At 37.8% G+C, this 23592-nt stretch carries 17 protein-coding genes and 3 pseudogenes; 9 read left to right on the plus strand and 11 right to left on the minus strand.

What is annotated here, in order from left to right:
- Positions 1 to 42 precede the first annotated feature (42 nt).
- Positions 43 to 621: pseudogene (locus F896_RS21400) on the minus strand (class I SAM-dependent methyltransferase); the annotation flags it as partial.
- A 151-nt stretch (positions 622 to 772) separates the two neighbouring features.
- On the opposite strand from F896_RS21400, the gene F896_RS02840 reads away from it, so the two are divergent.
- Positions 773 to 1102 (plus strand): DUF4236 domain-containing protein, encoded by a 330-nt coding sequence (locus F896_RS02840; RefSeq protein WP_000506884.1) that lies wholly within the window; start codon positions 773 to 775, stop codon positions 1100 to 1102.
- A gap of 99 nt (positions 1103 to 1201) precedes the next feature.
- On the plus strand, positions 1202 to 1516 hold the full coding sequence (locus F896_RS02835; protein WP_001282337.1) for a hypothetical protein: 315 nt from the start codon (positions 1202 to 1204) through the stop codon (positions 1514 to 1516).
- Positions 1517 to 1584: 68 nt separating this feature from the next.
- Here F896_RS02835 and F896_RS21405 read toward each other — a convergent pair whose 3' ends face one another.
- Positions 1585 to 1848, minus strand: a complete 264-nt coding sequence (locus tag F896_RS21405; RefSeq protein ID WP_079265537.1) for a hypothetical protein — start codon at positions 1846 to 1848, stop codon at positions 1585 to 1587.
- Positions 1849 to 2043: 195 nt separating this feature from the next.
- Here F896_RS21405 and F896_RS02830 point away from each other — a divergent pair, with 195 nt between their 5' ends.
- The 7 genes from F896_RS02830 (at position 2044) to F896_RS02800 (ending at position 13059) form a co-directional block, all read left to right on the plus strand.
- Complete coding sequence (locus tag F896_RS02830; protein ID WP_016164862.1) at positions 2044 to 2715, plus strand: hypothetical protein; 672 nt, start codon at positions 2044 to 2046, stop codon at positions 2713 to 2715.
- Positions 2715 to 5042 (plus strand): hypothetical protein, encoded by a 2328-nt coding sequence (locus F896_RS02825; protein WP_000004527.1) that lies wholly within the window; start codon positions 2715 to 2717, stop codon positions 5040 to 5042. The genes F896_RS02830 and F896_RS02825 overlap by 1 nt, the downstream gene beginning before the upstream one ends.
- Positions 5026 to 8241: a site-specific integrase gene (locus tag F896_RS02820; RefSeq protein ID WP_000096773.1), complete on the plus strand. Its 3216-nt coding sequence runs from the start codon at positions 5026 to 5028 to the stop codon at positions 8239 to 8241. Before F896_RS02825 ends, F896_RS02820 begins: the two co-directional genes overlap by 17 nt.
- Before the next feature lie 90 nt (positions 8242 to 8331).
- On the plus strand, positions 8332 to 8694 hold the full coding sequence (locus tag F896_RS02815) for an antitoxin Xre/MbcA/ParS toxin-binding domain-containing protein (protein ID WP_000557620.1): 363 nt from the start codon (positions 8332 to 8334) through the stop codon (positions 8692 to 8694).
- Positions 8695 to 8817: 123 nt separating this feature from the next.
- Entirely contained in the window at positions 8818 to 11178 is a 2361-nt protein-coding gene (locus F896_RS02810) for a TOTE conflict system archaeo-eukaryotic primase domain-containing protein (protein ID WP_001060549.1), read from the plus strand.
- Positions 11179 to 11464: 286 nt separating this feature from the next.
- On the plus strand, positions 11465 to 11773 hold the full coding sequence (locus F896_RS02805; RefSeq protein WP_001005874.1) for a helix-turn-helix transcriptional regulator: 309 nt from the start codon (positions 11465 to 11467) through the stop codon (positions 11771 to 11773).
- A complete protein-coding gene (locus F896_RS02800; RefSeq protein WP_016164863.1) occupies positions 11770 to 13059 on the plus strand; it encodes a type II toxin-antitoxin system HipA family toxin in 1290 nt (429 codons plus the stop codon). The genes F896_RS02805 and F896_RS02800 overlap by 4 nt, the downstream gene beginning before the upstream one ends.
- 17 nt (positions 13060 to 13076) lie before the next feature.
- Here F896_RS02800 and F896_RS02795 read toward each other — a convergent pair whose 3' ends face one another.
- From F896_RS02795 to F896_RS20600, 9 genes and pseudogenes are all read right to left on the minus strand, one after another.
- Positions 13077 to 16424, minus strand: a complete 3348-nt coding sequence (locus F896_RS02795; RefSeq protein ID WP_016164864.1) for a DEAD/DEAH box helicase — start codon at positions 16422 to 16424, stop codon at positions 13077 to 13079.
- 264 nt (positions 16425 to 16688) lie between these two features.
- A pseudogene (locus F896_RS02790) lies at positions 16689 to 17651 on the minus strand (IS481 family transposase).
- Between the two features lie 103 nt (positions 17652 to 17754).
- On the minus strand, positions 17755 to 18675 hold the full coding sequence (locus tag F896_RS02785; RefSeq protein ID WP_016164865.1) for an ATP-binding protein: 921 nt from the start codon (positions 18673 to 18675) through the stop codon (positions 17755 to 17757).
- Positions 18676 to 18697: 22 nt separating this feature from the next.
- Positions 18698 to 19630, minus strand: coding sequence for an IS5 family transposase (locus tag F896_RS02780; protein ID WP_005064486.1), 933 nt, complete (start codon positions 19628 to 19630; stop codon positions 18698 to 18700).
- 112 nt (positions 19631 to 19742) lie between these two features.
- Complete coding sequence (locus F896_RS02775) at positions 19743 to 20063, minus strand: hypothetical protein (RefSeq protein ID WP_000734101.1); 321 nt, start codon at positions 20061 to 20063, stop codon at positions 19743 to 19745.
- A gap of 123 nt (positions 20064 to 20186) precedes the next feature.
- Positions 20187 to 20570: a hypothetical protein gene (locus F896_RS02770; RefSeq protein ID WP_000733361.1), complete on the minus strand. Its 384-nt coding sequence runs from the start codon at positions 20568 to 20570 to the stop codon at positions 20187 to 20189.
- A gap of 24 nt (positions 20571 to 20594) precedes the next feature.
- Positions 20595 to 21359 carry a hypothetical protein gene (locus tag F896_RS02765; protein ID WP_000672051.1) on the minus strand — a complete coding sequence of 255 codons (765 nt, stop codon included), beginning with the start codon at positions 21357 to 21359 and terminating at the stop codon, positions 20595 to 20597.
- 91 nt (positions 21360 to 21450) lie between these two features.
- Positions 21451 to 22059: a sortase family protein gene (locus F896_RS02760; RefSeq protein ID WP_002159601.1), complete on the minus strand. Its 609-nt coding sequence runs from the start codon at positions 22057 to 22059 to the stop codon at positions 21451 to 21453.
- Positions 22060 to 22599: 540 nt separating this feature from the next.
- Positions 22600 to 23538 (minus strand): annotated as a pseudogene (locus tag F896_RS20600) (IS5 family transposase).
- Between the last annotated feature and the right edge of the window lie 54 nt (positions 23539 to 23592).

Raw genomic sequence — 23592 nt, forward strand, 5'->3', positions numbered from 1 at the left:
ATTGTATAAACGCTGTGGGTAATAATCAAAAGCATGTGATTGCTTTTTCCATATTACGTTGATCCACTCTTCTGTACGGTCTGGACGTTTATCTACAGTAATCCATTGCTGTAACAGTAAAGTCTGATCTATTTGTTTGAGTAAGTCGTAAGCTTGCTGCTCATTCAAGTCAGTAAAGCTGCGCCCTTCTTTCTCACGGTCTGTATCGCCATATTTAAAAGACATATAACACACACCATTTGGCTTTAATGCTTTAAATATGCGCGCCAGCACTTCAGTCAGGCGATCTCTTTCACAGTGCAAAAGAGAAGCACAAGCCCAAATCCCATTATACTTAGCTACTTCATTCAGCTCATAAAAACTTTGCTGACGTACCTCGATGCCTGTCAGCTCTCTCGCCTTTTCAACCAGCTCGGTAGAATAATCAATTGCCTCAACTTGATAGCCTTTTTTCTTAAATGCCAAAGTGTCCCGCCCCGAGCCACAGCCCAAATCCAGGATCAATGCCTGTTCCGGCAAATATCTTAGAAATGGTGCGTATAGACTTTCCATTTCAACCTGATAGGTATTTTCAAAAAATGCTTGAGCATGTTGATTGTAATAATTTGATGTTTGATTCATTGTCTAAAAGCCAATATCTTATGTTAAAGAACATACTGATATTTCACTAGATAAGTCAAATGATCAGTCCTATGAATGAATCAAACTCTTATTTCACTGTATCCGGACAACTGAGATAGAAACCAAACTGGTTCTTGTAAATGGAAAAAATATGGGCTTCAGATTTCGCAAGAGTATTAAAATATTACCTAGATTAAAAATCAATCTGACGCATAAAGGCATCAGCAGTGCAAGCATTGGCACACCTGGTGCTTCTTTAAATATTGGCAAAAAAGGCACCCGAACCAGCGTTGGTATTCCAGGCACAGGCCTATCCTATTCCAAGCACCAACCCTATAAGAACAGAACTGGCAACCAAGAGAATCCTGCTCAGGAACAACCACCACTCTATACATCACATACTGAGAAACCTAAATCGAATGTCTGGATTTGGGTAATTTTTGGATTATTTTGTTTTATTGTCGGGGCAATTATTTTTTGAATTTAGCCATTCTTTGTACCCCATAATATCCACTGCTAGGCAAAATTTAATTCATTCATTACTATGGACGGATGTTAAATACAATAAAGGCTGCCGCTGATGTCTGATAATGACAGTACTATGGATTATGATGAAAATGATTTAATCGATTCTCCCTTGTCTCAAATTTTACAAGAGGATAATGAGCAAATTGAAGTTCTAATTTATCGATTACCCGATAGTGACTGGACACTGGAAGTGGTAAACCAAAATGGTACTTCTACGGTATGGGATGAAACATTCCCGTCAGATCAGGAAGCTCTATCTGTCGCTTTAGATGGAATTAAAGCCGCAGGCGGTATTCAGGCCTTTTCCGAACTCAGTGACCTCGAAGCAAAGAAAAATATTTTTCCTGAATCGCTTACTCGCCATTAAAAATGAAGTTGCTGGCTTGGATCTGAGTCAGTATTTTTTGGATTCTTAGAACCTGTCGCGTGATAGGTTCACTTCAACCCAAACCCATCTAGTGTTGAAAGGTCAAAATTTTCATCAAACATAAACTCATCTGCTCGCTCTTTTCTTAATGTCGCCCAGGCATAAAAGAAACATTTCTCACATAACTGCAATTCATATCTTTCCCCGTCATGCTTGGAACCATAACACCAATGTGCATATAAAGTGCCAAACGCCAGTTTCGTTGATTGGTTGCATACATCACATATAACATCTGTAACGACTTCTAACTGTTTCAGTTGTTTGATTTCTATATTAAGAGCCTCTAAGTTTTAAAATAAATAGCATTGCTATAAGTTATGACCCAGTTCTTAAAAATATAAAAAAATCACAATATATTGTATATGAATTGTAAATAGACACAAAATATAGGGTAGATCAATCTTGTTTAATATTTCAAAAAATTATAAGAATATTCACTTGATTATTTTTTACACTTATGGAGGACTATGGAAACGTCTTTTGATTTCAATGAAAAATTTGGCGCACCTAAAAAATTGTTGTGCAAAAATTTTAATAAACTCCAAATCAGTATACACCCTGATTTTTCTGGAATTTATCTTTGCTATCAAGAGGCTTTCAAAGCTTTAAAAACAGATCTAGGTATCTTGAATCCACGTCCCGAAATTCACGTCTGGAAAGATACTAATCTATCCGGTTATACCATCGCCAGTAATTTCCAATGGTTCCTATACTGGACTCAGAACGCACCCAAAGAAATTAATCTAATTATCCATTCTCTTCCCAAAGATAACAAAAAAATCGAACTATTAAAAAATGTGGCTAGTTCCGAATTTCTAAAATTTCTATCATCTACTTATTATGATCTTAATAGATTAAATCCCAAAAGGTTACATAACTTAATAAATGAATACATTTCTGCCGAGGCTATTTACAAGTTAAACAAAGAAAACTCTTTCAAACCTCACCGTACAATGAGTTTGGATCTGCTTGCCTATCTACTGTCATATACACGAAATCAGCTGAATTATCGCAATAAAGTTATAAACCGGAAAAGACAAAATGTGCTAGATCAACTGCAACAAACCAGTGAAGTTGTTCAACAGCTTTTAAACAATGTGGACTTCGTTCTCACGCCAGATCAGTTATGGAAAGCATAATGTCAGAATCTAACCCAAGCCGTCAAAATGCTGCTGATATTCCGCGGGTATCATTAAAACAGACACTGGAAAAACTCTTTGGTGACGAGCAGTTCAACCGTGCAGAACATATTCAATATATTGCTGATTTACTGACTTCACACCCCAGTGATCAATATCTGAAGGAGCTGAACCTCGATCTATTAGATTTTGATCTACAAACCAATTCTGTTGTTGCTAGACCCGCTGCCTTAGTCTCCTCTCGAAAACATACTGTTAGTGCAACACCCGTTACTTGGTATGTGAACTCAATTGCACAATTAGCAGAGTCAGAAGAAAATGCCTTAATCTGGAATATCCTAGTCTTAAAAGCAGCAATCTATTTAATTGCACTGCCAGACATTAAACCTGAACTTTTTAAAGAGGATCACACTGAACATTTCAATACTGTAAAACGTTTATTCCAACGCTTCCGTACCGCCAATCGGATTCTAAGTTCCGAAAAAGAATATCAAAATACTCCTGAATATAGACTCCTTTGGGAAAAGTATCTTAAAGATCCCTCCCTTTCCTTAGTTGAATTTATTCGGTATTTGAATGAGGTTATTGATGAAGAACGTGATAAAGAGTCATCTAATGATTTTATGCAAAACCTGCTAAACGTGATCCGCATCACCTTTAATTATGTTTTGGAAAATAAGGCAAAAATTGCAAAAGCGAGCATCGAGACGCAACTGCAACATGAATTTTTAGACGAAGATCAGCTGATTGCAGAAAGTTCAGAAATTAAAAAAGGGCAAAAATCTAAAGCCCTCAATATAGAACAACAACTAGATGACCAAGATACACGTCAAATATTAGTAGACCCAACCATCGTTACCCCCCTTGCTGCATATTCAGAATCCAGCCAGAGCTATGTGCTGCCTCTGGTTGCCAAACATATTCAACGGAAAGAACATTTGCTGCCATACAGCAGCCTCTTTCCTAATACCACAAGCATAAGTGCCCTAATTACTGAACTATATAAAAATTACATTATTGAGATTAAAGAAGACTCTAAAGACAAGGATAAAGAAACCAAAAAAAAGAAGGCATCCTTGATCCTGATGTTGTCATTTCTGACAGGAAATAAAATCCAGGAGTGGCTACGTCTACAAAGTAAACGTGCTAAAAATTTAAACGCTCGCCAACAAATCAAGCAAAGCAATGGACAATATTATCTGAGAAGTAAATTTTCAATTTTTGAAAATAAGGATTTTGCTTATCCAGAGGGCTTGCTCAACCAAACAGTTCATCTGGACATCCCGATCCCGAATTCATTTATTGAATCTCTGCGAGACGGTGACCCCGTTACGGAAGAGGACCTTCAGCAACATTTGAAACAGCTGAGAGCCAAATTTTATATTCCAAAATTATCACTAATAAGAATTGGCTCTCTTTTACATCAGACTATTTTGCAACGCACTGGAAATAAACAGCTTGCTGACATTCTTACTGGTATTGATGCCAATAAGTCTTCTTCTACTTCTTATTGTCATCAAAATATCCTGACTTTACAGACTGAATATGTCTCAATTTTAAAAGAGCTGTGTGAGTCGTTATCCGATGACTACCAGAATATTGAATATGCTGCAGAAAAAAACTTTGGAAGCCGCAAAGCACCTACTTCAAATGTGATTCAAAATATCTTTGCCACTCTCAAATTCAGAATAATTTCACAAAAAGAAGACGACTGGATAGCAATTTTTAATCACTACAATCTGTGGATGTGGCATTTCTTGTTGCTCTTTACTGCTGCACGACCCGTCGCTGAATTTCCAGGTTTTTTAAAAAGCTTTAACCTGAAAAGAAAAATATGCATGGTTTCTGATAAGGAGGTGGGTGGGCGTCAAGGCTATGGACGTTTAATTCCACTGGGTCATTTTGTTGTACAAGAACTCCAGAAATTCATAGATTTTTTACATTATTTTAAAACTCAAATTGCTCCTAGTCAGCCAGAAATTCCACAACATATTCAACAAATTTTAGAGAGCAAGCTCCCACTATTGAATATCTTTCAGGATGGTCAATGGTACCCCTTAAGGCCTTCGATTATAAAAAAATCTAACCCTGAGTTAAGTTTGCTACATGAAAACTGGCACCGGCATACTGCCCGTGCGTTTCTCAGCCATAAAATTAGCGAAATTGAAATTTTAGCTTTATTCGGTCATGAACCGATGCAGCAAGAAGCTGCTCATCCTTATTCCAGCTTATCTATTTCACAATATTCAAGGATTGCTCATATTCTTGAACAAATGAAAGATCATTTTAATATTACCGGTATTGAACTCGATGTCCTCACTCAATAAACGTACTAAGCAAACTCGAACACTATATGCCGAAGCACGTAGAAAACAAGACCGACTCGATCAGGAAGAACAGCTTCGAGTAGATGTAGAACAGGAGCTAATTCAATACTTCCAAGAACAAGATTTGGAACAAAAAGGGCATCTTGAATCCTTATATCCAGCAATTTATGAGTTTATTAAACGCAAAGCTCCAAGCTTGGCCTGGAAAAAATATGCACATGAATTTTTTCGGTCATATATCAAGCAAATCAATTTAAATCGTCGTGAGACTTTGCCCCTACCGAATCTGACATTTGAGATGAAGCGTGATCAGCCAGTTTTTACGATGGACTGGATCGAGAAGGGACAGCAGGTTGATGAAGTTCTTGATAAGCTTTGGGACTACTGGATTCTAGCAAAAGATAGCAAGACATTTTCTGATGATGAAATCATTGGAAATATTGTTATTTCTGCCATGCTTTATTCCGGCTTAAATCAAAAAGCCTCTTTAGAGGCTTTGCTTCAACATTTAAAAGATCCGGCCAAAATTAGAAAGATCGAAAATCTGAACATTATATTTTTAGAACCGCTCTCCCCTTCCTATGGAGATCTCTTTATTGATGAAAAAACCATCCGTAAATCGCGTAATTTTATTCCTGATCAAATTACCCGCTTATGGTTAATTCATTTTAATAGCAGAAATATTCGTACAGTAAACCAGAATGTAGAAGATTATCTACAGCTTATTTTTAATAAGATAAATTTACCATTTAATCTTAAAACTTATAAATTATTACGCGACTACGCTAGCTTCAACTGGATGCAACTGCCGAAAGTTGACATTGATCCTGCTCTGTCACAATGTCTCATTGAAAATACAGCAACCTGTGGCTTATCAGAAATAGAATTTGAACGATTTCTTCATCCAAAATTTAAATATCAGCAGAACACTCTTACTGATTCAGATGTAGAAAAATCACCATCTATTGTGGGTCAATCTTACTCAAATGATGACATTCAACAAGCATTATATGATGTGATAAAGATTCACAAAGACCTTTTACAATTGATTCGTACCACACAAACTGATCAAAGCATCGATGCATTAATCATTAAATATTGCATTGAAAATACTAATAAATTTAATGAGTACAGTAAACGTGTCGCCTTATGGCTCATCAGCCTTTATAAACCAGAATTAGAACAAATTCAGTCACTGGCTGAACGTTTAAATTTTTGCACTAGCCAATTTCAAAAATCGTTTCAGCAGAATAAGCGTTTAAAAGACGGTTCGATTTACACTTATTATTCGCGTATTGCAGAGCCTTGGCTGACCCATTCTTTACAATATCTAGATAGCGAAGATGATCCTAATACAATAATCATTAATATCTACCGACAAATCATTACAAACACCCGACTTGCAGCTGAAGCCGGCGAGCCTAACTTTAAAAAATCCATTGGTCAAACTGTCAGTATGTTGAAGCGCTTCCAGAGCTTTCAACAAATAGTTTTTGAAGCTGAACCTCTCGAATTAGAGTCAATCGCTGTACAAAATAGGCCTAGAGCCCGTATTATTAGCCCTTTGACTTATCAAGCTTTCATGAACAAGTTAGATACCTTATTTTCAGGTGCTAATAGTCAAGAAAACACTTATAAGATATTAAAAATCATCTATATCTTAGCTTACCGAACCGGTATGCGTATTAATGAAATTCTGGGCTTACGTGTGCGGGATATCGAGGGCTTGAGCTGTCTATCCGTATGGATTCAGCCCTACGGCTCAAAAAAGAAAGGAAACTTACATCAACTTAAAACAGATAGTGCTGAACGCAAAGTCCCTGTGTATTGCTTATTAAAAACCGATGAATATCAAATATTTCGTAATTATGTAGTCGAGCAACGATTACTCAATCAGGAAAACTTATACCTATTCCGTAATTGGAATGAAAATAGCAAGCTGAACAAACATACGGTGACAACACCTTTTAGAATGATTATGAACGAGCTTTTTAAAACTCATGATTATTCTTTCCACTCATTTCGACACACAGCAGCGAATCACCTATCGGTTGTTCTCAACTGTAATTACGCTCCATTGGTCAAAAATCTGACGGATTATACAGAAGAAGAATATCAATCTATTCGAGCAGAATTACTCCGTCATACGCATGGTCAAAATCATTGGTTTATGATTGCCCATTTACTGGGTCACATTGACCCTACAGAAACCTTTAAAAGCTATATTCATCTTAGCTACCTGATCGCTGGGCATAAAATACTGCAATATCATCCAGACATCGATACTCAATTAGCAAAGAAGATGATGGGCTACCTACCTTCTTTCAAATTTTTAAACACAGTAAAAGATTCTGCTCCATTCAATTTTGAAAAGCATGCTGTTCATTTAAGTCAGCAGTTACTTAACGATCAAACTGACTGGTTAAAAAGTAACGTAGAAGACATTCTAGATGAGGTTTCATTTAACTCACAGCCTCATGATTTTTTTAAATATTTCGCAGGAACAAAAGAATCTAAAGTTTCATTTGCATGGTTTTTTAAGTGCCTAAATTTACTGGAAATTCATCATGATCCAGACCGGGTATCACAAGAAATGAGCTTACCTGTCGAACTGGTTAGCTATTGGTATGAAAATGCCAAACAACTGGGCCAACTCAAATCTCAAAAAAGCAACCCAAGGTTATTTGATCTCAACAACAAAAATCATCTGGATAAACCTTTGAAACCCGCCATGATAGATACCGTTGAAGAGCGCATAGCAAGAAACTATTTCTTTGAAAATATTCAAAATATCTTTGAAAAAAAGCCAGATGAAATAAAAGCGGTGCTTGAGACATTTTTAAGTCGTGTTACGGTTTCGCATACCGGCATTCATTATCGATGGAATAAAATCGATCAATTGGAATCATTTTATTCCAAGGTAAAAGACCTGTTTCCCCATCAATTTTGGCATTTGCTCGGACAAGACTTGGTACAATTGCTAGATAAAAAGAAACAGCCTTTATTACTGAAGCTGGCTAAATCGAGCACAACAGAGCATCCTACGACTCAAGAAGATTATGTTCGTCTCCAGCTTTACTCAACAAAAGATACTAAAGCACTGGCCGCATTTAAATTCTGTTTACATTTAGCCTGTATTGGCAGACCTCGATCTCTTGAACTTAAAGCCGAAGGTCTAAAAATAACTACATGCTGTTAAATAATTTAACCGTTGCTTCCTTATCTAAAGCCAAATTTAATATATGTTTAGTAAAAATTAAGTTAGCAGCGTCTGAAACAGGGATAGGTCATGCATACAACATCAGAAAAAACTGCAAAACAGAAAATGATATTAGCTAAGGCAGTTTTAGCTGCTGCTGAACGACTTGGTCTTGCACAGGATCAACTAGCCTTAATACTCAGTATAGATTCGGTGAAAACTTTAACCTCTCTTGAATTAGATCCCACTTCAAAACAAGGAGAAATAGCCCTCACTTTAATCCGTATTACCACATCACTAGAGACTCTGGCGGGTGGAGATACTACCTGGATGCAGCATTTCATGAAGTCATCAAATAAATTAACTAATGGTATTCCGGTAGAACAGATTCAAAATGCTCAGGGATTGTTTTCTGTTTTACAATTGCTAGAGGGTCTTCGAGCTAAACTTTAAAGAAATTAATGCATATAAATAATTTTGTATAATATTTTGAAAATTAATTGATTTATTATATTGTAATTCTTTAATTTAAGATTTGATATTAGGACAGTAATAGCTGTGTTTTAGGAAAAATCAGTGAATAATAAGTTAAAAGAAATTGCAGTTAGATTACAGCAAATTTTAGACCAAATCACATTATTACAAAATGAATATCAAAGCCTTTATCAAGAAAAAGAAAAACTTATATCGCTTGAAGAAAAAAATAAGAATTATTTATCAGCAGAAGAAAGACTTTTATTATTTTCTCAAAGGTTTATTGGACGAACTGATACCTTTGCTTATCGTTGGGAAAATAGCAGTGGAAAATCTGGTTATTCTGTTGCTTGTGCAAATGAGTGGAAACATGGCATTTGTTACAAACCTCAAATTAAATGTTCAGACTGTAAAAGCCGTCAACTATTACCCATCACACAAGAAGTTCTTTATTCTCATTTAACTGGACAGAAAGTTATAGGCATTTACCCACTATTAGCAACAGATCAATGTAGGTTACTCGCAGTAGATTTTGATAAATCAGATTGGAAAAATTGTGTAACTGCATTTTCTGAAGCGTGCTTATCTTTAAATATACCATTTTTGGTTGAGCGCTCTCGTTCAGGTAATGGCGCACATGTTTGGATATTTTTCTCTGAACCAATTGCAGCTAAGCAAGCTCGCTTAATGGGTGCAGGTATTCTAGATAAGGCCATGGAACTTTATCCAGCTCTAGATTTTGAATCTTATGATCGTATGTTTCCAAATCAAGATCACATGCCAGCAGGCGGATTTGGAAATTTAATAGCATTACCCTTACAAAAGCACGCAAGAGCGCTAGGAAATAGTACCTTTATTGACAGTAACTTTAATGCCTTTACTGACCCATGGACTGTTTTACAACAAACTGAATTAATGAGTTCTTCTGAAGTTAATAATATTGTGAATGAACTAGGCTACAATTTCATCGAACAGAATCAAACAGATGTTGACCATGAGGCTCCATGGGTAAAAAATATTCCTAAAAAAAATCAAAAGATCGCGGGATGTCCAGACGCTATTGAATTGGTATTCGCAAATATGATTCACATTCCAATTCAGACATTACCCTCTCAATTGATAGCTCAATTAAAAAGATTAGCCACTTTCTCCAACCCTCGTTTTTTTAAAGCACAAGCAATGCGTTTTTCAACGACAGGAATTCCAAGACACATATGCTGTGCCCGCCTTGAAGGACAATATCTCAGTTTACCACGAGGATGCCTAACAGATATAATTCACTTGCTTAATCAACAAGATACTAAAATAAAACTAAAAGATCAACGTACTAAAGGCAACATATTAGTCAATATAAATCTACTTACCGAATTATCCTCTGAACAGGAAATGGCATGTAAAAAAATCCTTGAACACGATGTTGGAGTTCTACATGCACCAACGGCTTTTGGAAAAACTGTTACTGCAATCTCTATCATTGCCAAACGCCAAACAAATACACTCATTATTGTTCATAACAAAGAACTTGTTTCTCAATGGAAAGAACGATTACATTCATTTTTAGCCGATGTCGAAATTGGTACAATACAAGGTGGAAAAGCCAAACCATCTAATCAAATTGACATTGCAACATATCAAAGTCTAATCAACCGTGTAAATAATTCAATCAAACCTATCGCCTTTAATTACGGACAAATTATCGTAGATGAATGCCACCATTTATCCGCACCAAGCTATGAATTTCTTCTCAGTGAAGTCAGTCCCTACTACATTCTCGGGTTAACTGCTACACCAGAACGTCAAGATGGGCATCAACCCATTATTTTCATGCAAGCTGGTTCTATTGTATACAAAGCGAAATCCAACAATCACACCCAGCTTAAAAAATTATTAATAAAAGTAAATTATGAAGGTGAATTCCCAGAAATTTTCTTTGGTACCGAAAATAAACCACATATTTCAAAGCTGATGCAACATCTTACTGAAGATACAGAACGTAATAATGCCATTATTAAAGATGTCTCTCATTGTATTCAAAATGGTCAGATCCCGTTAATTTTAACTGAACGTAGAAAACATGCCGAAAATCTTAGAAATAAGTTGAATGATTTAGGGTATAAAACATCTATTTTACAGGGAGGTATGAGCCATACAAAAAACATAAAAGAAAAACAAAATTTAGATGATGCTCATGTTGTGATTGCCACGGGAAAATACATTGGTGAAGGTTTTGATCTTCCTCGTTTAGATACCTTGTTCTTGGCATTCCCGATTTCATGGAAAGGCACTTTGGCTCAATATGTTGGGCGTATTCATAGATCAAATGAAGGTAAATTTGAAGTTCAGGTATATGATTATGTTGATGTTAACCATCCGATATTTGTCAAAATGTTTCAGAGAAGGAGTAAAAGTTATAAAGCTCTAGGCTATATTGTAGAACAATCACACAATAATATCGTTTTATAATTTTAGATCTATTGACACTACCCCAATTTTCAATCCATAAGATAATTAAACGTAAAGCCGCTTTTAAAATTCTAAATGTGTGGGTCTCCTTGGCATCAAAATAACTGGCCATCACAAAGGATGCGGGTCCGAATGCAAATTTTAACTGTATTTTCAGAGTCATTTCAGATCACTACGTAGCTAAGGCTGTTTTGCAGATCGAAATGATAAAATCATAAATTGCTTTTCAAGAAAAAAGAAACTAATATGTTTCTTATAACACTAAAAAGCAATAAATGTGTCTACAATGAATGAGTCTTTACTTCAGCAAATCAAAAAAAGACGAACCCAATTGGGCTTAAAGCAAGTTGATATGCAATCCCGTACAGGCATTTCAAGACAGCAATACCAAAAGCTGGAAAGTCAGGGCAACCCTCGATTAGAGACCTTAGAAATTATCGCGGCAGGATTAAATGCTCAACTGATGCTCATCCCTGATGATAAGGTTCATTTGATTAGACAATTATTGAATGATGAAATTAAAGTCACTATTGAAGATCAGGATGACTTAATGACTAACCCATGGAAGGGTCTTCTCGGAGGAGAGGAACCATGAATACTGTTGCCGTCCTGAAATTAACATTACATCACGCTGTCGTTGGATACTTGGCAGGATTTCAGAGCGGAAAAAATATTCTGGTTTTTACGGATTCTTTCCGATTTGATCAGCAACGCCAGACCTTGAGCTTGCTGACTTCCCCCTTGTATCCTCAAGCAGATAAGATTTTAGAAAAGACTTATGTTACACATCAGCGCTTACACCCCTTGCTATCAAACTTGCTACCAGAAGGCGCATTACGCGAACTCATTGCACAAAGCCTTAAAGTACATATAGACAATGAATTTCAGTTATTGGCAGCTTTAGGTCATGACTTACCTGGAGCACTCATTGCGACCCCATTAGATCCAGAAGAAATTCCAGATGAAATAAAATTCAAACTGCAGATCTCGAATCCAGATCAGATTTTAAAGCAAGAGATTCGAACAGATAATAAGTTTTCCTTGGCCGGCGTCCAAATGAAGTTTTCCATGAAAGCCAAAGATGGGCGTTTTACACTAGCACAGGCAACGGAAACGACTCTACTCGGGGACTGGATTATCAAAACTCCTTCTTCCAGACATGCTTTTGTTCCGCTAAATGAATATTCTATGATGACCCTTGCCAAAACGGTCGGAATAGATGTCCCTGAGATTCGCTTGGTGGATATGGCCCTTTTACAAGACCTTCCACCATTAAATTTACCCCAAGAGCAATATGCTTTCGCAATCAAAAGATTTGATAGACAGAGTACTGCTGATACTACAGAGCTTATTCACATCGAAGATTTTGCTCAGATCTTCGGCGCATATCCACATCAGAAATACAGCACCACAAATTATGAGCAGATAGGAAAGATCATTTATCAATATTCAGATAACAAAATTCTTGATATTCAGCAATTTGCCAGCCGCTTACTCGTCAATATTTTACTCGCCAATGGAGATGCGCACTTAAAAAACTGGAGTATGATTTATCATGATAAAAGTGCACCCAGATTATCTCCCGCATACGATATATTAATGACCAGTGTATATATTGAAAATGAGCGTCATTTCGCATTAAATCTTGCCAAAAATAAAGATTGGTATTTAGCTGAGATGAAACACTTTGAACAATGGGCTGAAAAAGTCGGTGTTCCATGGCGTGTTATTGAAAAACAGCTTCACGTGATCATGGACAAAGCACGGTCAGTATGGCCAGTGCTATTACTAGACTTACCTATGATTTCTGTTCATAAAGAAAAATTAAGAGAACATTGGAAAAAATTGCATCCAGACTTTCAGATACTTACAGATGATTAGGGTAATCTGAAACCAAACTAAAATTTCTCAAACAAGTTCATCACGTCATTTTCCGTCAGTTTCGCTTCGCCCTCATGATCGGTACTTAGAATAGACTGTGCCAGTTCTGCTTTATTTTGCTGTAAGGCAAGAATTTTTTCTTCTATGCTTTTATTGGTAATCAGCTTATACACAAATACTGGCTTGTCCTGTCCAATCCGCCATGCACGATCTGAAGCTTGATCTTCAGCAGCAGGGTTCCACCATGGATCATAGTGAATGACTGTATCTGCGGCGGTTAAATTCAGACCGACCCCTCCTGCTTTCAGACTGATTAAAAATACCGGCACTTGTCCAGACTGAAATGCTGTAATGACTTCATCCCGTTTCTTGGTCTTTCCAGTCAGTTTCACATAGCCAATTTCTGCGTGATGGAGCTGCTGCTCAATCAGTTCCAACATTGAGGTAAACTGAGAGAAGATCAGAATTTTTCGCCCCTCCTCCACCATTGGAACGACCATATCCATCAACTGTTCAAGTTTGGCAGAGTGTGCCTGCCCGGTTTTCACTGAATCCAGCTTTAGTAAGCTAGGATGGCAGCACACCTGACGTAGCTTCAGTAAGGCATCTAAAATTTGAATTTGACTACGTTTAAAGCCTTTTTCTGCCACAATTTTCTGAATATTTTCCTGCATCGTGGCACGAACAGCCTCATATAACTTGGATTGCTGGTCATTCATATCAATATTGACTTCAATCGTGGTTTTTTCTGGCAACTCTTTGGCTACGTCAGTTTTCAAGCGACGTAAAATGAAGGGCTTAATCCGGTTGACCAACTTTTGTCTTAACTGCTCATCACCGCGCTTTTCAATCGGATGACGGTACTTTTTATTAAAAATTTCTTGTGAATATAAAAATCCTGGCATCAGGAAATAAAATAGTGCCCACAGCTCACCCAAATGATTTTCCATCGGGGTACCTGTTAGACACAAACGATGTCGCGCTGTTAATTGCCGTACTACCTGTGCAGCTTTGGCACGCGGATTTTTGATATTCTGCGCCTCATCCAAAATGAGTTGATGATATTCATATTGCTTTAGTTGTTCTTCATCTCTCGCTAGAAGCGGATAGGTGGTTAACACAATATCATAGTGCGGAATCTGCTCAAAATTCTGATGGCGGTCGGGCCCCTGTAGCAGCAATACCTTGAGCTCAGGGGTAAATTTCTCCGCTTCTTTGAACCAGTTATGCATCAGCGATGTGGGTGCAACAATTAAGGCGGGACTGTCCTGCAAATATCCAGCCTGCTTTTCCATGAGTAAATGGGCTAAAGTTTGTGCTGTTTTCCCCAAGCCCATATCATCTGCCAGAATCCCGCCATGCTGGGTTTCCCTTAAAAACTGTAACCAGCCTAAGCCCTGCTGCTGGTATGGACGCAACTCCCCCTGAAAACCTTGTGGTGTCGGCAGTTGTTGCTGATAGCCTTGTTTGAATTTCTGTACAAATTGCTGCAGGCGATCACTGACCTGCCATGTCATCCCAAGATTATGCTGCAATTCTAATAATTGACTCGCATCATAGCGATCAATACTGCGCTCTTCTTGCTGTAAAATGCTCTGCAGATGTAACAATACCGGCTTAATATCCCTAGCGGATAGAGCCAAATCAGGTTGATCAACTGCAGTTTTCACGGTGAAAATTTGACTGTCATGCAGATGAATAAACGTCCGCGGATCAAGTAAATCAGGATTTACTCGCACCAAAGCTACGAGCGCATCAAGCAAATTATAAGAATTACCTGCACTGTCTTGAACCGTCGCCCCGATATTGAACCAGTCCTGCTGACCTTCAGATTCAGTGATAGAAATATTTAAATTTTCGACATATTGCAGGTTAAAGGGGCTGTTTTCCAGATGCTCTATCTGCCAGCCCATCAACTCAATTTGATTGATGGGCATCAGCTGTTTGATCCAGTCTCCATAGAAAGCAAAAACCATAGAATCAAGACGTTGTTTATCCAGTTTTAATTGCTGGTCATAACTAAGATCTTTCACCCACTTCAGTGATTCGACCAACAGCTGTAAACGCTGGATTGACTGTTGTTCCTGAACGAAGTCCCGAAGCTGTCGCACCATTTTTCCATGCTGCTCACCAATAAAACTGTCACCTGATGTACCTGCTTTTATTCGCCCACCAGCATAGGAGAATTCAATTTCAGCACAAACAGACTCCTCTAATTTCCAATCAAATGTATCTAAAACACCGAAGCGTAAAATTGGCTGGGGACTACCCTCAAGGACATCAATATGCTGAATAGACTCGGGCCGAGGCAGATTTTTCACGTCTGAATATTGATGAGTCAGTTGCTCAAACTCTGGCAAGAGCATAGATGGAAGATCAGGCATCTGTAAAAAATGGTACAGAAGATTTGCCGTATATTCACCATATAACTGGCCCACCGTGTTCTGTTGAATATCCACATAACACGGTGGCTGGCTCGCGAGAATCTGAATATGAGGATTTGATTTTAAATCGAGTCGAATATCACCATTGACCAATTCAATATTTAAATGCTCAGTCTGTTGTTTAGCCCCTTGTTCCCATCTAAATTCGATGTTGTAGCCTTGTTCTGACCATTGAAGTGCAGCATGGCTCTTTTTTTTCCAATAAACATCGCCACTTTGAATAAAAGATTTGAAATGCTCCAATAAAATGCTGGAGATATCGAGATTGCTTTGATAAAAGCGTTCGTCACTGTTTATTTTGGCATAATAATAAATCTGGTTAAATAATTGTCGTTTTTGTTCAGGTAAAGTCAGATGCTTTCTGGTGATATTTTCATATTGGGTATAATAACTTTCCCCCGCAATTGAGCCGTTTTTATTGCGTCTGGCCTTCTGAACATCAACTGTCAATTTCTTTAAGCTGACCGACTGATCTAGCAGGTAAATTAAATAATTGTTTGTTTTGACAGATTGCTCTGGTTCAGTCTGTTGTAAATACCGTTTAAAATCATTCAACCAGCGCTGTGCCTGATCATCCCCACGTTGGCGTTTTGCGATTCCCTGCGGGGATTGAGAGTCAGCATAACGCTGTTGAAATTCCTGACGATATTCTTGAAAGAATAACCGCGCTAAAGCAGCAGCATGTTTACAGTTATATCCAACCGGACAAGTGCAGTCGTCATCGATTAAACGGTCTTTTTGGGGATTATAGGTAATCGCGGTATCGTAATAATCTGTCCCTTCAATTTGAGCATACATCGTGACATCATCATTTTCCTCAAAAAACTCAATTGTTTCCCTATCAATGTGCTTAGCATAGCTCAGACTACGATGAAGAGTTGCAGTACTAAAGCGAGATAGAAAATTGATCAATGACGACATGATTACCAGACACTAAAAATGTTTATACAATTATAACGGACAAAGCTGTCATTTCAGAACAGTAGCCGAACTGCTCAACCTGAGCACAGATTCGACTCACTCAATAGGAATATTGTGAATAAAGACAATCAAATTCGAGAAGTTAAACAGTTCATTGAGATCGAAAATATCCTGATAGAAAGTGATCATTTCTTCACAACAGTTAATTTTAAACCAAATGGGGTCAAAAGTTTTAGCATTGTTTCTATGTGTGATTCATAGAGATCATTTCAATTTAGCGATCTCTAGATCCATCTTGTAATTGGCATGTTGAATCCGTTCATTTGAGGGGTTGTATTGCTTCTGGACTTCATCTGAGAAAGGAGTTTCTTCACATAATTCAAAGTACCTCTCCATCGGTGTTTTACCTTTCAACGCTGAATGTGGTCTCATCCAGTTATAGTAATGCTGCCATTCGGCTAGCTTGTCTTGGATATCCTCAGAATTGATATCTACAGTAGCGTAGAACTCAGATTTATCAGTTTTTTGTGAACGCTCTACCTTGCCATTCAGATGAGGTGAACCTGGTTTATTTGGCCTAAATTTGATTCCATGCTGCATCATTTTTTTCTGTACTTTTTCAGCAAAGAATTCCCGCCCACGATCGGTCTGTATTCGCTGTATGGGAAAAGGCATTTCTTCAATTACGCAGTCTAAAAAGTCGAGAGTATTCGCTGCTGTTCGGCGTTTATATATCCTTAAAACGCGATATCGTGTGCAGTCATCGATAGATGTGTACTGATATAGTCCTGGACCCAGTTTACAGGTATCCATTTGAATTCTATCGCCTGGTAATGGGCGTTCATAACGAATGAAATCTGCTTTACGACGGAATTTTTTAATCGGTTTGACTTGATGGGTGGATAGTACTTTATGGATAGTCGCTAAGGACAACGAGACTCCGTGCAGCCTCATCAATTCTGTTTGCAAACGTCGAGCACCAAAATTTCTAGCTGAGCGCATTTCTAATATTAAGGCTTTTAGCTCAGCATTGATTTTAGTATTTGGCGATTTTAAGGGACGTCTACTCTGGCTACTTAATCCATCAATACCTTGCTCAGAATATCGTTTCCACCACTTGCGTAACGTTGGTCTAGAAATGCCACATCTCCGACAAACTAGGCCAGCATCATTAGTCTCTTCAAATAATTTAACTCATACGAGTCTTTGTTGAATTTCTCTGTTCATAGACACCCATTATATTGAAATAATGTCTATGAATAAAATACTTAAATAAAAATTCTCCGACAAGCTCAGTACGGTTAATTTTTATCCAAATGAGTTTTCAAAATTATGCTTCATCCATAATCCATTCTTTAAAAAGAGCATCCTCGATTTCATAAGTACCATTTTCTGGTTTAAAAATAATTTGTTTTTTTGATAAAGAACGTAGGGCCGATTGAATGAACCGTACCGCAATGTTATCTACACCAATGGAATCAGCCAGATGTTGTCTAAATTGACTACTATAAAGTTCAACTTGTGATTCCGCTATGGCTTTTAAAATTAGCTGTTCTAATAACTTAAACTCTCCCCATAATCCCGAAAAGTCACGATGCCCCATTGTATCGGCTATAAGCTGTTCCTTGGCAAAATCTATAGCCAGCATTGGGTTTAAGGCTAAACGCTCCACTAATGATCTTGCTAGTTGAGGACTTTGCTTCATATCTAAAAAAGCGTGCCATAAAATTTCTTTATTCAAACTACGTCCTGTTGTCTGATTAAATACATCTGCCAGATGATCTGTAAATGCTTTTGTTAGATTTGGAAAAGGTAAATTCTGTCCATAATGAAAAAAGGGAGCACTACTCACAGAAAACATTTGTCTCAGGCCTTCTCGACTTGAACCAGTAAAAACTACCTTTATTGTTTCTTTATGCATATCTAAAGCGGTACGTAAACTGGCAATCGTGGTTTTATATTTTGAACTAGCTAAAGCCTGAATCTCATCAAGTAACAGTAAAATAGGTTTCCCCTGCTGAGCCAGTTTAGTAATGCTAGACAAAATACTGGAATTCACTTGTCCTTGTAGAAGTGTCACTTCAGCTTTTACCCCTGCCACCTCTGTACTTAAAGAACCAATATTTTTAATCCAATGTGTGGCTTTCCCCATTAAGCCATTTTGTTTTGAAAACTCATCAAGAGCTTTTACAAACTGCCCTTCACTATGCAGGCCTGCATCGGCTTTGTTGCACAAAGATTTGAAAGGCAAAGCGCCCCTAATTGAGCCAAATTTAAGGCGTAACTTGGGTAAGTGGTCGACCTAATTCCGTAAATCTGTTGAGGACTGCTACACGTGCATGAACCTCATTGACTTGGCTATCAAAGCTCCTTGCACTGAGTTTATCTCCTAATAATTTGATGCAGTGCATTTTAGTCTCAACCAAACTTCGGCGATGATAGCCTGACCATTTTTTCCATAGTGTCCTACCTAAACGTTTAATTGTTCGAAGTAATTCATTTCGCTCTAGCGAGCTACTCTTTGTATCTTTCCATGGTTTCGCATTTTTTCTAGGTGGAATCACCGCATGTGCTTGCCGATCTGCAATGACCTGACGGCATTGCTTGGTGTCATAAGCTCCATCGGTATAAACAGAGTCAATCTGCTCATCTTGTGGAATCTGATTAAGTAAATCACCAAGCACCTGTGAATCACAGACATTATTGGTTGTGAGCTGAATAGCGCGTATTTGTAGGGTTTTGGCATCTATACCAATATGTAGTTTACGCCATTGGCGACGATATTCAGCTCCATGTTTCTTGCGTTTCCATTCGCCCTCACCTAGAAACTTCATCCCTGTAGAGTCTACGAGTAGATGCAGCCCATCGCTACTTTTTTGGTAGCTGATTGCAATATCAATATGCTTTTGTCTTCTACAAAGCGTACTGTAATCTGGTGCGGTCCAATTTAATCCGCAAAGTTTAATCAGACTTTGCACAAAGCCAGTGACCATACGTAAAGATAGACGGAATAAGGATTTAATCATTAAGCAGCATTGGATGGCTGCGTCGGAGTAGGTTTGATTTCGCCCTTGTTTGCCTTTTGATGGAGCATACCATTGCGTAGCAGGATCAAACCAAAGGGCAATATTTCCGCGATTAATGAGTGCTCGGTTATATGCGGGCCAATTGGTTGTGCGGTAGATTTTGTGTGTAGGCTTCTTCATTTGAAAATTATATCGCTGAAAAAGCCTTTACAGATAGGTTTGTGCAACAAAGCCTTAAATATATCCAAAAAAGTAATGGAGAAATAGCTCCAATTTCTATCTTTTAGTCAGCTTATTCTTTACTCATTTTACTATTTTGGTTGTTGTTAAAATATTGCTTCCGTCTTCTAGAATTATGCTTCCAACTTTTTGCAACTTTATAGACATAAGCAGGTAAATCATCCCATTCTTCAGGCAAGCCCGTACCTCGTGCAACACGAAGTTTTAAAGGATAGTTCTTATATTCAATCAAATGAAGAAAATAAAAACTACGCTCTTGAAGTGTACTGAACTTTTTATGATACACATTTCTCAGATGAGGGTATCGTTGTCGTATACCGTCATTAGGGTGAGTATTTTCAGGTTGTAGGTACTGAAATTTCAGCTTTTTCATATTGCCTCCTAGGTCACATTACCTAGAAGGGGTCCTCTGCGTAGTAGTTCATTGTTTTAAACCTATGACTTATCGTTGATTGATTGTTTTTTAACGCATGCTCTAAGCTGCCAATCCTTCTCTTTATTTAAAATAATAACTGATGGTCGTATCTTTATGATCTCCCCAACCTGTCGAGATATTTGTCAATTCAACACCATTTTTCTTGTAGCTTTTTACCAGGTATAAATAAGTACGTGGTGGAGAAACTTCATTGGTTCGTACTTTCTCAATCAAAATGAAAGTCTTGTCATCTAACCATTTTACTCTTAATGGTAATGGATCTTGGCATTGCCCTATTTCTGCATACATTGCAGCATCTTTTCCATTCTTGGAAAAGGACAAGCCTGCACATTCTACATCGGGTAAATCTAAGACCAATCGTTTACCAACTAAGCTTTCTTTTACGCCTGCACTAGCCAAGGTTGAAAGACTTAAACATAATCCTGCAATTATTAATTTTTTCATTTGAATAGACTCTTAATTTAGTTGTTAAAACACATTGTCAATAAAGCCACACTGTAAGATGTGTTGTGATGGATTTACTGGATTGTCATAAAGGCTAATAAAAGCAATCATGTCATTCGGATCAGATACATCTCTTTTATAGGGCTGGCTATAGATATAAATTTGTTTGGGGGTGTAGACCTTTTGATTGTTGAAAACCTCTCCATCAAAGACCTTTAAATGTGGATATTGCTGAAAGACTTTGTGGGTCTTGCTTCTGTTTTGATCATCATGCATTGAAGCTTTATCCCATTGCTGTTTAAAGCTTTTCAATTGTTGTCCGCTATAGCGACTAAATTGAATCTTTAATCCATCCTCAATCTTTTGTTTGGTGTTATTAATGTCATCAGCACGATAGATTGCAGTTTTTGCCCCTGCAACACTGACGTGTACTAAGGTTTCAATCCTTTTGATGGGATTGCTTTTGCTATTGGGTAAATAAACTTCGGTTTCAGGACAATCTTCACAGAAATTTTCATCATCAGGATCATTGATGACGCTGCTCTTTTGTTTGCGGTACTGCTGTTGAAATTGTTGCTGTAATGAGGTGATTCCAGATGGCCATTTCATTTCGGTGCCCATCAAGGCTAAGTGGTTACTCAAAGATTGTTCTTTCTTGGCCCAATCCAGACAAGTTAAGCCCTGCTCTAAGGTGAATGGCTTAGATGTAGACAGGGGTTGAGCCGTCACAGTCTGCATGATCAACAAGGTCATGCTGCTGATCAGTAGAGGTTTAAATCGAAATTTCATTTTAATGATCCTCGCATCTCCTACGGGCTTTGGCTACCCGCAAGAAGTGCTCGTGTAAAATACTTATTTATTTTTAATCGTTTAACATCAGTTATTGATAATGATCCGCTGATAGTAGCTGACGGATTTCACTGGCCATTTGTGGACTACGCCAAGGAAATAGGACTTTTAGACTGTAATTCGGTTTGAATGGATCTCGTGTGCCAATATTGACTTGAAACTCTCGTTTCATCGGTGTGCGATGAACTTGTTGATTGACATGTGTTCCCATCATTGGATTGCTGATCACAGTGGTCGTGGTTCTAAAATTATCTTCAACTAAGTTGTAGTGTCCAACGGAAGTGATGTAATCAAAGGGATATTTCACGAGGCGTTGATCTGGCTGATCAAACAGAATAATGGTTTTATCTTGGCTGTTGATCCAAACACCACGGTTTTGGTAGTTAAAAGTTTCTCCTTGACGCTTGAGTTGTTCAGTCATCCCGTCAAAGTAGGTATTTCCATATTCATAAAGGTAGTAAAGGATCACAAACCAGAACAGGTCAAAGCCAAAGAAGATGTAACCGAAAGCACCAAAAGAGAAGATTTTGGCAACGATGAGAAAGATCACGATGGGTAAGACCACACATTTTATAAAGAGCTTAGATTTTTGTGGACGGTGTTCAATAGGTATGATTTTGGGTTTGCTTAATTCAGTCATGGTTGTTTCCCGCATGTTCAATGCAATGCACAATCACCAGCAGATATAAAAAGGTTTATTTTTTATAGGCGTGACTTAGCCATCCACCGTTGGATTGTTCTTGTAAAAATGTTGTTTGAATACAGACGAATAATAATAAATTAGCCGTATCGCCCTCGTTGCAAAGCACAACAAGGTTGAACATGGGGTGAGTCGCAAATTAGAAAAGATTGGTACAGCATGAGAAACTCCTTGAATCTTAAGAAGTTCTGCCATATCACTGCTAAATAATGGTGGCAGAACAAAAGAGGGTTAGCAGACTGGGATCCAAGGAACCAGCACACCCGAAGGTGTCCCCCTTCTGTCCTACCATAAAGATAAAAGGGGGACGAGAAGGTCCACGAAAAATAGACAAGCTATTTTCCGTACTGGATCAACGGTCTGCTAAAACCGACTGGCAATGTGTGCCCGCAATCGCATAATAAAATTAAGAAGATATAGAGTCAATCGGCTTTGTTGTATAAAGATTTTAAAGAAATAGCTTTCCTAAGTTGCTCAAATTTAAGTGACAACTTGGGTTTGAGGTCGACCTAATTCTGTAAATTTATTTAAGGCATGAGTAGTACTACTACGCAAGGTGCATGAATTTCATTGACCTGACTATCAAAACTTCTTGCACTGAGTTTACCGCCCAATAATTTGATGCAATGCATCTTAGTTTCAACCAAACTGCACCGATGATAGCTAGGCCATTTTTGCTAAGCGTTCTTCCTAGAGGTTTGACAGTTTTCAATAGTTCATTTTTTCTAAAGATCCCAATTTCCTATCATTCCATGACCTTGCATTTTTTCTTGGAGGAATTTCCGCATGTGCATGACGATCTGAAATCACGTGTCTGCACAATTTCGTATCATATGCTCCATCGGTATAGACAGAATCAATGAGTTCATCAGATGAGATTTGATTTAGCAGATCACCCAAGACTTGTGAATCACTTACATTATTTGTTGTGAGCTGTATAGCTCGTATTTGCAAGGTTTAGCATCTATACCAATATGCATTTTACGCCATTGCCAACGATATTCAGGCTGATGTTTCTTGCGTTTCCATTCGCCTTCGCCTAAAAACTTTAGGCCAGTTAAGTCTACTAATAGATGTAGTCCTTCATGACTTTTTTGATAGCTGATCGCAATATTAATCTGCTTTTGTCGTCTGCAAAGTGTGGAATAATCCGGTGCTGTCTAATTTAACTCACTGAGTTGAATAATGCTTTGCACAAAGCCTGTGACCATACGCAAAAAAGTCGAAAGATAAATTTGATCATCAAACAGCACTGAATTGCTGTATCAGAATAGGTTTGATTTCTTGCATGTTTAGCTTGTGGCTGAGCATACCATTGAGTCTGGGGATCGAACCAAATTGAAATATTTCCTCGCTTGATTAAAGCTTGGTTATAAGACAATTCGTTGTGCGATAGATTTTGGATTCAGGTTTCTTCATTTGGAAATGATATTGCTGATGAAACCTTTTAGAATAGCTTTGTTCAACAAAGCC

It is taken from the genome of Acinetobacter genomosp. 15BJ, from assembly GCF_000400715.1.
Classification (GTDB): Bacteria; Pseudomonadota; Gammaproteobacteria; order Pseudomonadales; family Moraxellaceae; genus Acinetobacter.

What these genes read in the sequence shown, in the direction of transcription:
- F896_RS02805 (WP_001005874.1), top strand. Translation starts at nt 11,465, where the DNA reads ATGAATGAGTCTTTACTTCAGCAAATCAAAAAAAGACGAACCCAATTG.
- F896_RS02795 (WP_016164864.1), bottom strand. Translation starts at nt 16,424, where the DNA reads ATGTCGTCATTGATCAATTTTCTATCTCGCTTTAGTACTGCAACTCTT.
- F896_RS02765 (WP_000672051.1), bottom strand. Translation starts at nt 21,359, where the DNA reads ATGAAATTTCGATTTAAACCTCTACTGATCAGCAGCATGACCTTGTTG.
- F896_RS02820 (WP_000096773.1), top strand. Translation starts at nt 5,026, where the DNA reads ATGTCCTCACTCAATAAACGTACTAAGCAAACTCGAACACTATATGCC.
- F896_RS02770 (WP_000733361.1), bottom strand. Translation starts at nt 20,570, where the DNA reads ATGAAAAAATTAATAATTGCAGGATTATGTTTAAGTCTTTCAACCTTG.
- F896_RS02775 (WP_000734101.1), bottom strand. Translation starts at nt 20,063, where the DNA reads ATGAAAAAGCTGAAATTTCAGTACCTACAACCTGAAAATACTCACCCT.
- F896_RS02800 (WP_016164863.1), top strand. Translation starts at nt 11,770, where the DNA reads ATGAATACTGTTGCCGTCCTGAAATTAACATTACATCACGCTGTCGTT.
- F896_RS02835 (WP_001282337.1), top strand. Translation starts at nt 1,202, where the DNA reads ATGTCTGATAATGACAGTACTATGGATTATGATGAAAATGATTTAATC.
- F896_RS02840 (WP_000506884.1), top strand. Translation starts at nt 773, where the DNA reads ATGGGCTTCAGATTTCGCAAGAGTATTAAAATATTACCTAGATTAAAA.
- F896_RS02825 (WP_000004527.1), top strand. Translation starts at nt 2,715, where the DNA reads ATGTCAGAATCTAACCCAAGCCGTCAAAATGCTGCTGATATTCCGCGG.
- F896_RS02760 (WP_002159601.1), bottom strand. Translation starts at nt 22,059, where the DNA reads ATGACTGAATTAAGCAAACCCAAAATCATACCTATTGAACACCGTCCA.
- F896_RS02815 (WP_000557620.1), top strand. Translation starts at nt 8,332, where the DNA reads ATGCATACAACATCAGAAAAAACTGCAAAACAGAAAATGATATTAGCT.
- F896_RS02830 (WP_016164862.1), top strand. Translation starts at nt 2,044, where the DNA reads ATGGAAACGTCTTTTGATTTCAATGAAAAATTTGGCGCACCTAAAAAA.
- F896_RS02780 (WP_005064486.1), bottom strand. Translation starts at nt 19,630, where the DNA reads ATGAAGAAGCCTACACACAAAATCTACCGCACAACCAATTGGCCCGCA.